The organism is Bifidobacterium tissieri, from assembly GCF_002259645.1.
GTDB lineage: Bacteria > Actinomycetota > Actinomycetes > Actinomycetales > Bifidobacteriaceae > Galliscardovia > Galliscardovia tissieri.
In genome coordinates, this window is record NZ_MWWV01000009.1 from 112457 (window position 1) to 126877 (window position 14421).

Annotated in this window: 7 protein-coding genes; 3 read left to right on the top strand and 4 right to left on the bottom strand. The window is 63.4% G+C overall.

The window, feature by feature from the left end:
* Positions 1-8: 8 nt before the first annotated feature.
* Positions 9-4577, bottom strand: coding sequence for a 3-keto-alpha-glucoside-1,2-lyase-like domain-containing protein (locus BTIS_RS07360; RefSeq protein ID WP_143248904.1), 4569 nt, complete (start codon positions 4575-4577; stop codon positions 9-11).
* A gap of 496 nt (positions 4578-5073) precedes the next feature.
* Here BTIS_RS07360 and BTIS_RS07365 point away from each other — a divergent pair, with 496 nt between their 5' ends.
* Positions 5074-6552 carry a glycoside hydrolase family 88 protein gene (locus BTIS_RS07365; RefSeq protein ID WP_211279443.1) on the top strand — a complete coding sequence of 493 codons (1479 nt, stop codon included), beginning with the start codon at positions 5074-5076 and terminating at the stop codon, positions 6550-6552.
* Between the two features lie 30 nt (positions 6553-6582).
* Here the strand turns inward: BTIS_RS07365 and BTIS_RS07370 are convergent, their stop codons facing one another.
* Positions 6583-8178 (bottom strand): MFS transporter, encoded by a 1596-nt coding sequence (locus tag BTIS_RS07370; protein ID WP_094664112.1) that lies wholly within the window; start codon positions 8176-8178, stop codon positions 6583-6585.
* A gap of 470 nt (positions 8179-8648) precedes the next feature.
* Between BTIS_RS07370 and BTIS_RS07375 the strand changes: the two genes are divergently transcribed.
* Positions 8649-8843, top strand: a complete 195-nt coding sequence (locus BTIS_RS07375) for a hypothetical protein (RefSeq protein ID WP_094664114.1) — start codon at positions 8649-8651, stop codon at positions 8841-8843.
* 43 nt (positions 8844-8886) lie between these two features.
* Here BTIS_RS07375 and BTIS_RS07380 read toward each other — a convergent pair whose 3' ends face one another.
* Together BTIS_RS07380 and BTIS_RS07385 are read right to left on the bottom strand one after the other, a co-directional pair.
* Positions 8887-10083, bottom strand: a complete 1197-nt coding sequence (locus BTIS_RS07380) for a LacI family DNA-binding transcriptional regulator (RefSeq protein WP_094664115.1) — start codon at positions 10081-10083, stop codon at positions 8887-8889.
* A gap of 159 nt (positions 10084-10242) precedes the next feature.
* Entirely contained in the window at positions 10243-12120 is a 1878-nt protein-coding gene (locus BTIS_RS07385) for a glycoside hydrolase family 13 protein (protein WP_094664117.1), read from the bottom strand.
* A 303-nt stretch (positions 12121-12423) separates the two neighbouring features.
* On the opposite strand from BTIS_RS07385, the gene BTIS_RS07395 reads away from it, so the two are divergent.
* Positions 12424-14349, top strand: coding sequence for a hypothetical protein (locus BTIS_RS07395; RefSeq protein WP_094664121.1), 1926 nt, complete (start codon positions 12424-12426; stop codon positions 14347-14349).
* The last annotated feature ends 72 nt before the right edge of the window (positions 14350-14421 follow it).

A 14421-nucleotide genomic window follows, 5' to 3' on the forward strand; every position in this document is an offset into this window, starting at 1 on the left:
CGGTTATGTCAGCCCTTGTGGTTGGCCACGGCGACCCAGCTGATGACCGGGTCGGCACTCACGCCGCTCACCGTGAGGGTGACGGTCTGGTCCTTGTCGACCTTGATGGTGCTCGTGGAGGTCACGTCGGGCGCATCGCCGGACAGATCGGCGTTGCCGTTGGCGAGTTCGGTGCCATCGGCGGCGGTCACGACGACCTTCATGTTGCGGCTGACGCCCCACCACTCGTGGAATCCGGCGGACAGGTCGTACGTACCGGCCTTGAGCGGCAGGTAGTAGATCGTGGACTTGCCCTTGCCTGCCCACAGGCCGGTGGAGGACTTGTCGTTGATGTCGCCAGAGCCGTAGGTGTTCTGGCCGTCCGGGTTGTAGCCCCAGGTGGAGCCGTCGGACGTCTGGTCCACCTTGTCGTTGAGCAGACCCTTCACCGCGGACTTCACGGCCGTGTACTCCGGGGAGTCCTTGCCGTTGGTGCCGGAATCGATGAAGTACTGCACGCCGTCGGGGATGACCTCGACCTCGGTGGAGAACACGGTGTCGTCGGCCTTTACGCCGGAGACCTTGACCCTGCTGTAGTCGGCTGCGTCGGCCACGGCGGAGGCGGCGGACTTGTCCCAGGACTTCACGTCGAAGGTCAGACCGTCCACGCTGATCTGCTTGGGCAGGTCAGTGCCCTTGACCACGGCGGTGGAGAAGCCGTAGTCGGCGACCTCGGCCACGCCGAGCCAGCTGATGACAGGCTTCTGCGCGTTGCCGACCTTGGAGACCACGTACTTGACGGTCTGGTCGGTCGGTACGGTGAATTCGACGGTGCCAGTCAGGTTCGGGTTGGCCTTGCCCAGCTTCAGGTTGTCGCCGGTGGCGAGCGTGGTGCCGTCGGCCGCGATCACGGCCTGCGCGGACTCACGGTTCTCCTGGCCCCACCACTCCTGGAATCCGGCGGTGAGCTTGTACTTGCCGGCCTTGAGCGGCAGGTAGTAGGTCACGTCGTCATCGTCGGAGTAGAGGCCCGTGTTCTGCTTGTCGTTGATGTCGGTGTTGCTCTTCACCTTGATGGCGTTGGCGTCATAGCCCCAGGTGGAGCCGTCGGACGTCTGGTCTACCTTGTCGTTGAGCAGACCCTTCACCGCGGACTTCACGGCCGTGTACTCCGGGGAGTCCTTGCCGTTGGTGCCGGAATCAATGAAGTAGGTGGTGTTGGCCGGAATCGCCTCGACCTCGATGGTGAACTTGTACTTCGAGCCATCGACCTGCTTGTCGGTGGTCACGCCGGAGAGCTTGACCTTGCTGTAGTCGGCGGCAGAGGCCAGCTTGGACTTGGCGTCGGAGTCCCACGTCACCGCGGTCTCCTTGCCGTCCTTGACGGCCAGCTTGGTCGGCAGGTTGGCCACGTCGGTCTTGACCACGGCGAGTCCGGTGAAACCGAGCTCCTGCACCTCTTCGGCGATGGAACCATCGGTCAGGTTCTGGCGGGCGGTGTCGAGACGGCTGATGATCGCGTTCATGCCTTCCACGTCGAGACCGTAGCCCACCGGATCGGCGAGCGCGGCCTTGGCGTTCTCCAGGTTGTTGGCGAAGATCGCCCAGCTCTTGGCGCTCCAGTCCTCGGCCTTGAGGTCGGCGTAGGAGTCGACCGCGGTCTTGAGGGCGGTGGTGTCCACGTCGCCGGCGGCGGTGTACTGCACCACGCCCACGGTGTCGACGGAGATCGCGTTGTCGTCGGCGGTCTCGATGGTCACCGTGTGCTCGCCGTCGGGCAGACCGCGCAGGATGTACGTGGTGTACATGCTGCCGGCCGCGATGGTGGCGGCGGATGCGGCGATCTGCTTGCCGTCCACGGTCACGTTGAGCTTGGCCTTGCCGTTGTTGGCGCCGTTGATGTCAAGACCGGTGCCGGTGAACGTGTAGGTGAGCTGCGCGCCCTTGCCGGTGGAGTTGGAGATGGAGCGCTTGTAGACGTACATGCCCTGGCCGTTGAGGTGCTGCCACTTGTCATTGTACTGGAGCGCGGGGGTGGCCACGTCGTCCCAGCTGCGCATGTGCATGTTGTCGATCAGGTCGGTGTAGTAGGGCGTGTAGCCGTCAAGGGTTTCGACCTTGAGGTTGTCGTACTGCACGTTGGTGTAGCCGCTGCCGAGCTGGATGCGGCCGGTGGCCTGCTGCTTGTCGTCGGTGACCTGGGTCACCTGCACGCCGTTGACATACGCGGTGTACACGTTGCCGGCCACCTGCACGGCGATGTTGTTCCACACGCCGGTGCCGGCCTTCCAGTTGACGCCTTCGACGTCGGAGAGATTGCCGGAGGCGAGCTTGGAACCAAAGCGGTAGAACTCCCAGGTGCCGTCGGACTTGACGCGGAGCTGGGCCGCGGAGACATTGTTGCCACCGTTGGTGCCACCCTGTTCGCGGGCACCGATCCAGGCGTAGCCGTCCTGTTCGAACAGCACGTCGACGGAGGCCTTGTAGTTGGCCCAGCGGTTGTCGCCGATCGTGGTGATCGGGTCGCCGCCGTTCCACGCGCCGCCGTTCCAGCCGCCGTCCTGCATGCCTGCGGACAGCTGCTGACGCAGCACGTAGTTGCCGTCGGACTGCTTGACAACCTCGAACGCGCCGTTGGTGTCGTTCGTGTACAGCGGGGTCGCGCCGGTGTCGCCACCGCGGGACTTGAGGAAGTCCTCGGTGATGGTCTTGCCGGACTTCGGATCGTAGGATTCCACGGTCTTGCCGCTGTAGTCGTAGTCGTCGGCGTACAGGGTGTTGTCCCAGGTCACACCGTTCTGGTCGCCGCTCTCGTCGGTGTCGAGCACGGCCTGATCGGCGCCGTTGGTGTATTCCTTGGACGCGGCGACGCGGCTGCCCTGTCCGTCCTTGGCGGTGAGGCTGCCGTCGGCGTTCTTGGTGGCCTTGTCGAGCGTGGTGGCGGTGGCGATGGACCACGGCGCGACGGTGAACGTGTAGTAGCCGTCGGCGTCGGCCTTGGTCTCGGCCACGGGCTTCATGTAGTTGGAGGCGTAGCTGCCGGAGGTTCCGGCGCCCTTGGTCTCCCACAGTTCCATGGTGTCGCCGACGTTCATGTCGACGGCCTTGATCTTGTAGGTCTTGGTGTACTGGCTGTCGTTGACGATCACCGTGGAGAAGGCGGACTTGTCCGGTGCGGCGAGCGTCATGTAGCTGGTGGCACCGCCACGGGACGCGTTGGATCCGGTTCCACGTCCCGGCGGGTTGCCGTCGGTGATGTCGCTGCGGGATGCGGCGGGGATGCCGCGCCAGATGCCGTCGGCGTCCACGTCGTCGGCGTTGCTTTCGTAGCCGGTCTTGGCGAATCCGGAGACGTGTTCGAGCACGCTCATGCCGGTGTCGTAGTAGAGCCAGCCGCTCCACGGGTCACGGGCGGAGACCAGTTCCTTGGAGGAGTACTGGAAGCCGTCGTAGAACGAGCCGATGGCGGGCTGGTAGACGAAGTTGGTGCGGCGGGACTGGGTGAAGCCCTTGACGAAGGTGTTCGCCATTTCGAGCGGCGAGTTGATGCCGCCGATGCCGGTGCCGGACGAGCCGTCGTACTTGCCGTTGTTGGTGCCGTTGCCTTCACCGGAATCGAGGTTCATGGTGTTGTTCGGGCGGTCGGCGCCGACGGAGAACGTGGACTGGGCCTCGGAGTTCCAGATCTCCTTGTCGTACTTGTCGGCGAGGGTCTTGAAGTTGCTTCCCTGATCGGCGGTGTTGTAGTGGTAGCCGGCGATGTCGACGGCGTTGCGCAACGCCTCGTCGTTGATCATGTCGTCGCCGAACGATCCGGTGCCAACCTCGTCGGAGATGATGGTACGGATCTTGTGGAAGGCCTCCTTTTCGGCGTCGCTGCTCCATGCGAGCACGTCGTTGCCGTCAAGGTCCTTGGTGGTGCCGGCGCCGATGAAGCCGACCTCGTCGGTCTTCACGCGGTTGGCGAAGTCCTTGGTCCACGCGAAGTTCGGTCCGGATTCGTTGATGTGCGGGTTCACGGAGTCGACCATGTAGCCGTACTGGCGGTACACGGCGAGAATCGTGTTCTTGTACCACTTGTAGACGTCGTCGTTGCTCTTGACCCAGGCGGGGCTGCGCCAGCGCAGGATGCTCACCTTGACGTTCGGATTGACCTTCATGGCGTCGGCGGCCAGCTGGAAGCCGGGCTCGCGGGCCACGTTCGGGTATTCGTCGGACGAGCGCATGGTGGCCGCGTTCGGACCGGTGGATGTGTTGCGGTCGTTGCCCATCTCGATCTTCACGGTGTTCATGATCGGGTTGTCGCCGCCGAACAGCGTGTTGATGAGATTCCAGTAGGCTTCGGGGTTCTGGGCCTTGTAGTCCATCAGCAGGGCGCTGGTGGAATTGGCGCTCAGCACACCGAATCCCTTGAAGGTCAGACCGTTGCGGTTCTTGGCCGCGGCCGCGACGTCGCTGCCGTTGACCGTCACCTCGACCGGGTCGGTGGGTGCCGCCGATGCGGTGCCCACGGCCACGAACGGTGCGAACATCGCCACGGATGCGATGGCCACCGCGAGTTTCTTGGGAGAGGAGAAACGCTTGGGCTTATTGCTCATACGATCCCCCTCCCCTGCTTGATATGCGTACGCATATACTTCACCTCCTCGTGTAGGGCGAAGGCGCCTCCTCATTGTGCCTTCGTCTTCCATTACGATCAGAGCCGATCAACCTTAATCGCCAATAATCGTTACCGTTCAGAATAGCCGCAATATCCATGCCCGCGCAAACCGAACAATGTCGTTGTGCGGTCAAAATCCCACGCATTGCAAGGGGAATGGAGATGCAAGCCGAGTCGACCGGATATGCAGATCCAATCAAATACAGTCATGTTTGCGCAATCACAATAGGATGTGCCACTCTGCCGAACAGACCGACGCAACGCGCGTTGTGTTCCGGAACCATACGCTCGAATTCACCAATTATCAGAAATGATCAACTTTGATCTCATTTAATTGTACAATTACTGACAGGATGTTCGCGCGCACAACGGACCACCCGAAACGGGAGTGCGCGCAACGATGTGACGATGCATGACGGCCCAAAGGAGGGACGATGACGTTCGACGTGCACAGCACGTTCGGTGCACAACTGACCGACGGCGAATCCACATGGATCAACGAGACGACCGACCGACTGGTGGAGAAATTCGCCGCCGAACGCGAACGCGTGGGCGCGCAGATTCCGTATATCGCACACGACGGCCGTTACGAGGAGAACATGGCCGAGGTGTTTCCCGGCTGGTGGGTGAACGGATTCTGGCCCGGCATCCTCTGGCAGATGACCGTCGCCACCGCATGCCTCGACCGCACGTCGGCCGCCAACACCGCGCCCGACCCGACGACCGCAGGCGTGAGCACGGTCGCCAACGTGAACGCAACGGCAAACCCGCATGGTTCCAACGCCGCACCCACGACCGGCATGCTGTTCGGCCGATCCGAACGCGTCCACGTCTCCGACCACCCCGCCGATCCGAAGGATCTTCTCGCCAATCTGCGCGATGCGGAACAGCCCGGCAGTCTGGCGCATCTGCCGTCATGCTCGTTCGCGTTCGCCGCACCGGCACGTGAGATCGAGGAGACCGTGCTCTATCCGGTGCTCGCCGACTACGAGCGTGTGGATCACGATCTCGGATTCGTCTGGCTGCTGTCGGGCGTGGCGGACTGGCGCATCACCGGCAGTCCGACCGCGCGCATCCACGCCCTGCACGCCGCCACCATGCTCGCCGGGCGGTTCAATCCCGTGGGACGGTTCATCCGCGCATGGAACGAGCCCGGACGGGAAGGCTGGGCGATCGTCGATTCGCTGATGAATATGCCGCTGATGTTCTGGGCGAGCCGGGAGACCAACGATCCGCGATTCGCCGCCATCGCCCGCATGCACGCCGACACCATGCTGCGCACGATCGTACGACCCGACGGATCATGCAACCACATCGTGCAGTTCGATCCGGAAACCGGCGAATTCGTGGGCGCGCCCGCCGGTCAGGGGTACGCGGAGGGCTCGTCGTGGAGCCGCGGCCAAAGCTGGGCGATCTACGGATTCGCGCTCATGTACCGGCACACCGGCGACCGACGGTATCTCGACGCCGCATGTCGCGTGGCCCGCTATTTCGTGGAACAGGTGACGGTGACCGGCGGACTGGCACGATTGGATTTCCGTCAGCCCGACGAGCCGCTCTACTACGATGCCATCGCGTCCTGCGTGGCGGCCGACGGACTGCTCGAACTGGCCCGCGCGCTCAAGGAATGCGCGGAACGGCAGTCCGAGGAGACCGCAGTCGATGACACTTCGACCGACGAACCCGCGCCCGCGCTCACCCCGGATTGGTGCCTCGCCAACTCGCTGACCATGCTGCACGCCGTGGACGACCGCGCCGGCGACTGGGACGCCGACCGCGACGGTCTGGTACAGCTATGCTCGGTCGAATATCACGATCCCGAACGCATTCACATCCCGATCGTGTACGCCGACTACTTCTTCCTTGAGACGGTGCTGCGACTCAAAGGCATTGCGGCGGATCTATGGTGGTGACGACGATCGCTGACGACCGGCTGACGCCCATCAGCGATCGGTTTTGATCGTGGAGAACAGCACGACGGCCGCGGCGATCATGACCGTGGCGACGCAGAACAGCCACGAGTAGCCACCCAACACCACCGCGACGGCACCGGCGATCGCGGACAGCACCACGCTCAGCGTATTCGTCAGGTTCAGCACGGCGAGATCATGACCGGCGTCGGACGGATCAGGCAGCACCGTCATGCTCATCGCATGATCGACGGCGTTGTACAGACCGTAGCCGAAACCGGCGATCGCGGCGAACAGCCACATGCCGAGCGCACTGGGCAGGATCCATGGAAGGATCACGCCGATCAGGCACAGCAGACCGCACACCATCACCAGATTGCGACTCACATCGAACCGATCGACCAGAGGACCGACCACGAGCGCGGCGACCAGCGATGCGGCCAATGCGATCACGGCCATCGTCGCGATGACAATGGCGACCGGCAACGACGCCGGCGCGGACGTGACGAACGCACCCGGCCCGGCGATCACGCTGGCCAACGAATAGTACTTGAGCACATACAGCTCATACATGGGGACGATGCCGTAGCCGGCCATTATCAGCGTGCGCGCCACCAGCAGGCGGTAGTAGTCGGGCGCATGACGCGGCGGACGGAAATCGGCGAGCAGGGCGTGCATGTCGAACCGCACGTTGGCCTGTTCCACGCTGGAGGGTTCGCGCGGCCAGATCAGCACGACGACGATGCCGATCAGCGCGAACAGGAGAGCAGACGGGGCAAAGACGGTACGCAACACGGACAGATCGGTCGCGCCGGCACCGAAGACGCCCGTATCGACACCGGATGCGGCGAGGATTCCCGCGCCGACAAGCAGACCCAGCATCTGCCCCACGGCGATGCCCGTGCCATACCAGCGCGATACGCGGCCGCGGACCTTGTCGGGCAGGCGGTCCGCCATGGACGCCACGAACGGGGCGAGCATCATGTTGTAGCCGAACTGCATGCCGCACCAGGCGAACAGCATCGCCGGGAACGCGTGTGTGGCCCCCAGCAACAGCACGAACAGCGCGGTGAGCACGCCGCCAGCCACGATCCACGGAGTGCGACGGCCGAATTTCGTGCGCGTGAGATCGGACAGTGCGCCGAACAGCACGTTGGAGATCAGGGCGACGATAGCGCCAACCGCGTTGATCGCGGCGAACATGGACTCGCGGCCGGCGGGATCGATGCGGTCGAGCATTTCGGGGACCACGACCGATCCCAGGGCCATCCACGGGATGGCGCAGAGCACGGCGCTGAGCGTGAACGCGATGGTCAGACGCGTGATGTCGAGTTTGCCCGGACGCGTGCCGTCGGCGGCGACCATCGGGTCACGCATGTCGAGGAACGCGGAGTTCGGGTCGGGCACGGCCGCGTCGATCGAAGCGACCGATGCGGCGGCGGCCATGGGGGCGGCGGCCTCGGCGGCCAGCTTGGTAGATTGCACAGCGGCCTCGGTGCGGCTCGCCTCCGGTTCGGCGGACTCGGGCAGCACCGCCAGACGCGCGATCGCCGCCTTGTCCTCCGGCGTCAGCACCTTGTCCGGGTCGGGTTTGTCATCGATGCCCGGACGCTTGAAATCCTCGTTCATGAATCGTCCCTTCTCATTCCCACACGTCAGTCGATTACGTGTGTCACGCAGTCGCGCGCATCGCTCGCGAATACGGATTCCCTACTTCCGATTCGCATATTAGACCGTGCATAGGAACGGGAAATGAACGTATGAACGCTGACGGCACAGAGGCGATGCGGCAATCACACGGTGACGACCGGCGGTTCGGCCAGCAGGTCGGTCGTCTGGTGCTCGCCCACCGATGCAATTCACCGCACAACACGGGCCCATATGGACGAAATCCGGAATTCGTAGTGGTTTGCGGACGGAATTCGGCCCCGAAACGTCCGTAACCCACTACGAATCGCGGATTTCGTCTTGTTCAGCCCGTAATTGCTCAGCGCCAGCGCTCGATACAATGGGAATTGTCACCGGCAGCAGGCAGACTGCGCCGCAGAACGCCGTTCCGTCGGAGGGTACGGCCGGCAACGGCAGATTGTGAGGACACAATGAGTCGAATACGTCGCCCCGATCAGAAACGCGGATGGGTCAAGGTCGCCACAATCTGGATCGCACTGATCGCCGGCATCGTCATATATTGCACCACCGACTGGCATTGGCTGTCGATCATGCTGGTTCTGGGTGCCATGCTCCTCGGATTCTCCGCCACGTCCACACCCGTCGGGCGCAACGATCACGACTGAGGCGGACGGATACCTGCCACCAAACAGTGTCAGTCAAACAGCGTCAGCGCGTGGTTTCGCCTCGGACCAGCGTGACGGGGATCAGATCGCAGGATGCGGCGACCGACGACGACGCTTCGGACAGGGAGCCGGAGCCGGCTGCGGACGAACGCTCACGCTTACCATGCGAATCGGCATCGTTCTCCGCGGCGATGGCCTCCTGCATGCGTTCGACAAGCTTCGCCGCGATGGCGTCAAGATCCTGACGAATCACGGTCAACGTCATACCGGCCAGTTCCGCAGCCGTCGTGCCGTCATAGGCGATGATCTGCAGATCGTCGGGAATACGCCGAACCGAGCCGGGCACGGACGAACCAGCGGCGGCCGAGGCGGCAACCCGCTCCTCACGCAACGCCAGCCGCACGCAATGCGCGGCGGCCAGATCCGGCGCAATGATCGCATCCGCATCGGGGAATCGACGAATCGCATCCTCGGCGGCCTTCTCGAACAGCGACGGATCACTCACATGATCCACCGCCACATAATCGCAGCGCACACCGGCCTCGGCCAGATCACGCTCGAACGTCAGGTGGTATCGAACCGTGGGGAATGTGGTGTCGTCGGCGTCCACCGTGGCCGACAGCACCGACGCGAAACTCTCATCATCCACATCGCCCGCATTCGAGGCCACGGCAAGATCATGGAACTGCGAGCGCGGACCACCGATCTCCACCACATGACGCACGCCGGAATCGATAAGCAGTCGGGCGGCCAGATGCGCGCCCTGCACATGATCCGAGCAGACGGACGAGATCCCCTCCCCCAGGAATCGGTCGAACGCCACCACCGGCCGGCCGATGCCCTGCCAGTATTCGGGACGCTGGTTCGTGTGCGAACCGATGATGATGCCGTCCATCATCTGCCGCTTGAGCATGTCGATGTATTCACTTTCGCCGCGCTCCTGATCGGCCGTGGAACACAGCATCATACGCAGTCCGACGTCGTGTAGATGACGCTGCAATGCGGCGGTGAGCTGCGCGAAGAACGGGTGCGCGACGGTGGGGATGGTCACTCCGATCAGATTGGTGCGACCGCGGAACAGGTTGCGGGCCAGTTCGTTCGGCACGTAGTTGAGTTCGGCCATGGCTGCTTCGATGCGTTCGCGCGTGGCGTCCGCCACGTATCCGGTGCCGTTCACCGCCAGGGACACCGTGCTCAGCGACACCCCGGCCTTGCGCGCCACGTCACGCATTCCGACCATTCCGCAACCTCCTGCAGTCCGCACCACTAGCACCACTAGACAATGAGCACCACTACGCATCGGCCGGCGCGATGATTCGCGCACCCTCCGCCATCGTCATTGTAACGGACGGAGGGGGCGCAGACTGGGCGCGGGATATAGGACTATGGGACCGCCGGACTACAGCTCGTAGGCGAAGGCCTCCCAAGGAGCGAGCTTGCCGAAGAGCAGGTCGGCCGCGGTATCCTCGGTCGGGTAGGTGCTGATCAGGATGCGGTCGGCGCTCACGCCGCCAAGCGTGGTGCCGGCCAGTCCCAGCCCGAGCAGGTCGGCCGCCTCGGCGGGGATCTTCGCCGACTCGCTCGACATGTTCACCACCACCACGATCCTGCGCTCGCCGGAGCCGTCGATACCGCCGCCGAGGCTGGGGTCGCGCAGCGTGCGCACGAATGCGTACACCTGCGGATCGTCGGCGTCGAGCATCTCCCACTCGCCGGCGGAGATCACCGGGTTCTCATGGCGCAGCGCAATGAGCTTCTTGTAGAAGTTGTATACGGAGTCGGGGCCGCGCTTCTCCTTCTTCGCGTTCACCACGTCACGGTTGTCGTTGACCGGCAGCCACGGTTCGGTGGGCGCGTACGGCGCGGTGAATCCGGCGTACTTGGTGGCGTCCCACTGCATGGGCGTGCGCGAATTGTCGCGGCTGATGGCCTTGAGCGCGTCCATCATCGCTTCCGGGGTCATCACACCCGACTCGGTGAGCTGATGGTACATGTTGATCGATTCGAGGTCGCGGTACTGGTCGAGGGAGTCGAAGTAGGCGTTGGTCATGCCCAGCTCCTCGCCCTGATACACGTACGGGGTGCCGCGGTGCATGTGCAGCAGCAGCGCGATGGCCTTGGCGGAGCGCACGCGCAGCTCGTCGGTGGAGTCGTCGCCCCAGCGCGAGACCACGCGCGGCTGATCGTGGTTGTTGAAGAACAGGCTGGTCCAGCCGGTCTTCTTCACGGCGTGCTGATGACCGGCGAGGCAGTGCTTGAGATGCGTGAGTTTCCAAGGTTCGGCGGTCCACTTGGACTGGCCGCCGCCCGGCTCCACATGGTCGAACAGGAACAGCATGTCGAGTTCGCGGTTGGCCGGATCGGTGATGTGCTGGTTGCGTTCGGCGGTGATGCCGGGGGCCTCGCCCACGGTGAGCGTGCCTTCGCGGCCATCGAACACCTCGCGGTGCATTTCGGCGAGGAATTCGTCCTGACGCGGGCCGTCGGCGCAGAACGGGTTCGGGCTGGAGTAGCCGTCCGGGCCGATCGGGCCGTCGGATTCGGTGTTGGCACCCACGCCGGGCAGCTCGCCGTTGGCGTCCACGTGCTTGGAGATCAGCGTGATCACGTCCATGCGGAAGCCGTCCACGCCGCGATCGAGCCACCAGTTCATCATCTTGTATACGGCGGCGCGCACGTCGGGGTTCTCCCAGTTGAGGTCGGGCTGCTTCTTGGAGAACTGGTGCAGGTAGTATTCGCCGCGCTTGGGATCGTATTCCCACGCCGATCCGCCGAAGTAGGAGCCCCAGTGGTTCGGCTCCGCACCCGGAGTGCCCGGTTCGTGGCCTTCCTTGGCGGGACGCCACCAGTACCAGTCAGCGTGCGGGTCGTTCTTGTCGCGCGAGGCCTGGAACCAGGCGTGTTCGTCGGACGTGTGGTTGACCACCAGATCCATGACCACCTTGAGTCCGCGGTCGTGCGCTTCGGCAAGTAGTTCATCCATGTCGTTGAGCGTGCCGAACATGGGGTCGATGTCCTGATAGTCGCTGATGTCGTAGCCGTTGTCGTCCTGCGGGGACTTGTAGACGGGCGACAGCCAGATCACGTCCACGCCCAGATCGGCGAGATAGTCGAGACGGCTGGTGATGCCGGGCAGATCGCCGTAACCGTCGCCATTGGTGTCCTGGAAGCTGCGCGGGTAGACCTGATAGACCACCGCGTTGGCCCACCATGGGTTCTTCTCGGCTCCGTTCGTGCGGATCGTATCGGGTAGAGGCTTGCGCTGTTCAGTCGTCATTGTCCTGATTCTCCTGTCTGGGTTCGAGCACCATGCCGGTTTGCGGTCCGTCCAAATATAACGCCTGCGGTCTGATGGACGAACGTACCACCATGGCTATTTTAACGTTCAAATTCAAAGTTTCAACAATGATGGGAAATCCGCATGTGCCTCCCCTGCCCGGGAACGAGGCCTATCTGCCGTCCGCAGTTCCTCAAAACACCGCGCCACAGCCACAAATCACGTCTAAGATGCAGTTGGAATTCGACAGGACGGGCGACCGCGAGAGGAACGGCCGGCCCGGTTGTGTGGGGAAGTGACAACATGACCGGCAGTAATAACACTGACTTTGAAACAGACGATACGAGGGACGACAAGCACAAGCACGACAACGGCAACGACAAGGGACTCGCCGGCACCAGCGACGATTCGTACGATGCTCTTTCCAATTGGGACATCCCCGATCTGTCGTTCCCGGAACCGTTTGATATCGCGAGCGCGGCCAGCACCATCACGAGTGACGCTACAACCGTGTTGGGGACAACGAATACGCCGGCTGCACCCGCCACGGCAACACCGACAACCGATACGATTGATGACGCCCCCGACTTGACCGGCGCAACAACCACGCCAAGCCCAGTAGCCGAATCAGGCGCAACGGAGGTGCTGCGTCCGGTTGCTCAACCGTCGCCTGCAGCCGAGGAACCTGTATTCGCCCCGGCAGCCAAGCACGACATCCCCGATTCGATGATGCCGGATCTCGCGGCGGATACCACGGTGATCGCTCCGATATCACAGGATGCGACCACCAAGGAAGCGACGCTGGAGGATTTCAGTACGCCGATCGCAGCCGCCGGCGATGTGGCGGAAGGTGCCACGACTCCGGTCGCCCCGGCGTTCACGCCGTCAGCTCCCAGGGCCGCGACCAACGCAGGCCCGGTCACCGATGCCGTTCCGGAATCAGGTTCGGGTAACGCATCGTCCGAAACTGTTGTCATGCCGAAGATCAACGTTCCGGCGCACAGCGATCAGAACGAGTCACCGTCCAGCGCAACCGCTGCAAGTAGCAACGCGGGGAAGGGCGGAAACAAGCGTGGCGCCAAGCAGCGCCGCCGTCTGGTGCGCCTGGTGATCGCAGCGATCGCGGCGATCGTGCTGGTGGTCGCCGGCGTACTGGTCTGGAAAAACGTGAACGACAATCGGGCGCATTCCACGGCCATGCAGGATTGCGCGACGGCAGTGAACGACTACGACAGCGCCACCAAGAAGCTCAAGACCGCGATCAAGGACGCCCAGGACGAGGCCGCCACCGCGGCATCCGACGTGTCCGACGCTACCACGGTCAGCAAACTCAAGCAGGTCATCAACGATGCGAACGTATCCGGCAATGTGCGCGACTGCCGTAACTCCATGCCCACGGCGGAGTTGCGGGCGGCTGCGGACGCCAACGGCAAGCTGATCTCGGAGACTGACAAGGCGATCGCAAACGTGAATGCGGCGGCCAAGGCGGTGAACACCAGCAAGGATTCGCAAACGATCAGCACGCTGAAGCAGCAGATCACGGCATTGCTGCCAAGCGCGCAGACGGCCTATGACACGAGCGACGGCGTGGTGGACGATGTGACCAGATCCGCATTGAAGACGGCGATCGACAACGCGACGACTGCGGAGAAGAAGACCAATGCGACTGCCGCCGAGCTGGAGAAAGCGAAGACCGCGTTGGAGACCGCCACGACGAATGTGAAGGATTCCATGCCGAGTGAGGAGTCGAGCGTGGGCGGCGGTTCCGGATCGTCGAACTCGAATGGCAGCTCCACTCGTCGTCGGTCGAATAGCAGCTCCAACGGTTCTAATTCCAGCAATTCAGGCAACAGCGGCCAGTCGACCAACCGTTATTCAGGGAACGGCTACAACCGTAACCAGTACAGCACCGGAGGCAACGACAGCACCGACGACTTGAGCAACAACAGCAGCAACGGTACTCAGCAGCAACCCGACACCACGCAACAGCAACCCGGTGGCGGCCAGCAGGACCAGCCGCAACAGACCACTCCAAACCAAGGCGGCAGCAACGGCCAGCAAGGCCCGCAGAGCGGCGCAGGGTCGAACGGGCAGTCGTCCCCGGCAGCGGTCAAGGTCAGGGTCAGGGTACCCTGTCGGGCGGCGCATCCACGCAGTCCAATCAGCAGTAGGAGTAGAGGGCTTCCGCCTGCGCCTACGAGGAGACCAGACCTGCGCCGTGCACCCTGAAGCGCCCATGCGCCAGATCTGATTCCTATCAGCGGCATGCAGACAGCCCAGCTCCCAGCAGCAAAAGACCCG

Coding starts and splice junctions, on each gene's coding strand:
- BTIS_RS07360 (WP_143248904.1), bottom strand. CDS start 4,577: ATGAGCAATAAGCCCAAGCGTTTCTCCTCTCCCAAGAAACTCGCGGTG.
- BTIS_RS07365 (WP_211279443.1), top strand. CDS start 5,074: ATGACGTTCGACGTGCACAGCACGTTCGGTGCACAACTGACCGACGGC.
- BTIS_RS07370 (WP_094664112.1), bottom strand. CDS start 8,178: ATGAACGAGGATTTCAAGCGTCCGGGCATCGATGACAAACCCGACCCG.
- BTIS_RS07375 (WP_094664114.1), top strand. CDS start 8,649: ATGAGTCGAATACGTCGCCCCGATCAGAAACGCGGATGGGTCAAGGTC.
- BTIS_RS07380 (WP_094664115.1), bottom strand. CDS start 10,083: ATGGTCGGAATGCGTGACGTGGCGCGCAAGGCCGGGGTGTCGCTGAGC.
- BTIS_RS07385 (WP_094664117.1), bottom strand. CDS start 12,120: ATGACGACTGAACAGCGCAAGCCTCTACCCGATACGATCCGCACGAAC.
- BTIS_RS07395 (WP_094664121.1), top strand. CDS start 12,424: ATGACCGGCAGTAATAACACTGACTTTGAAACAGACGATACGAGGGAC.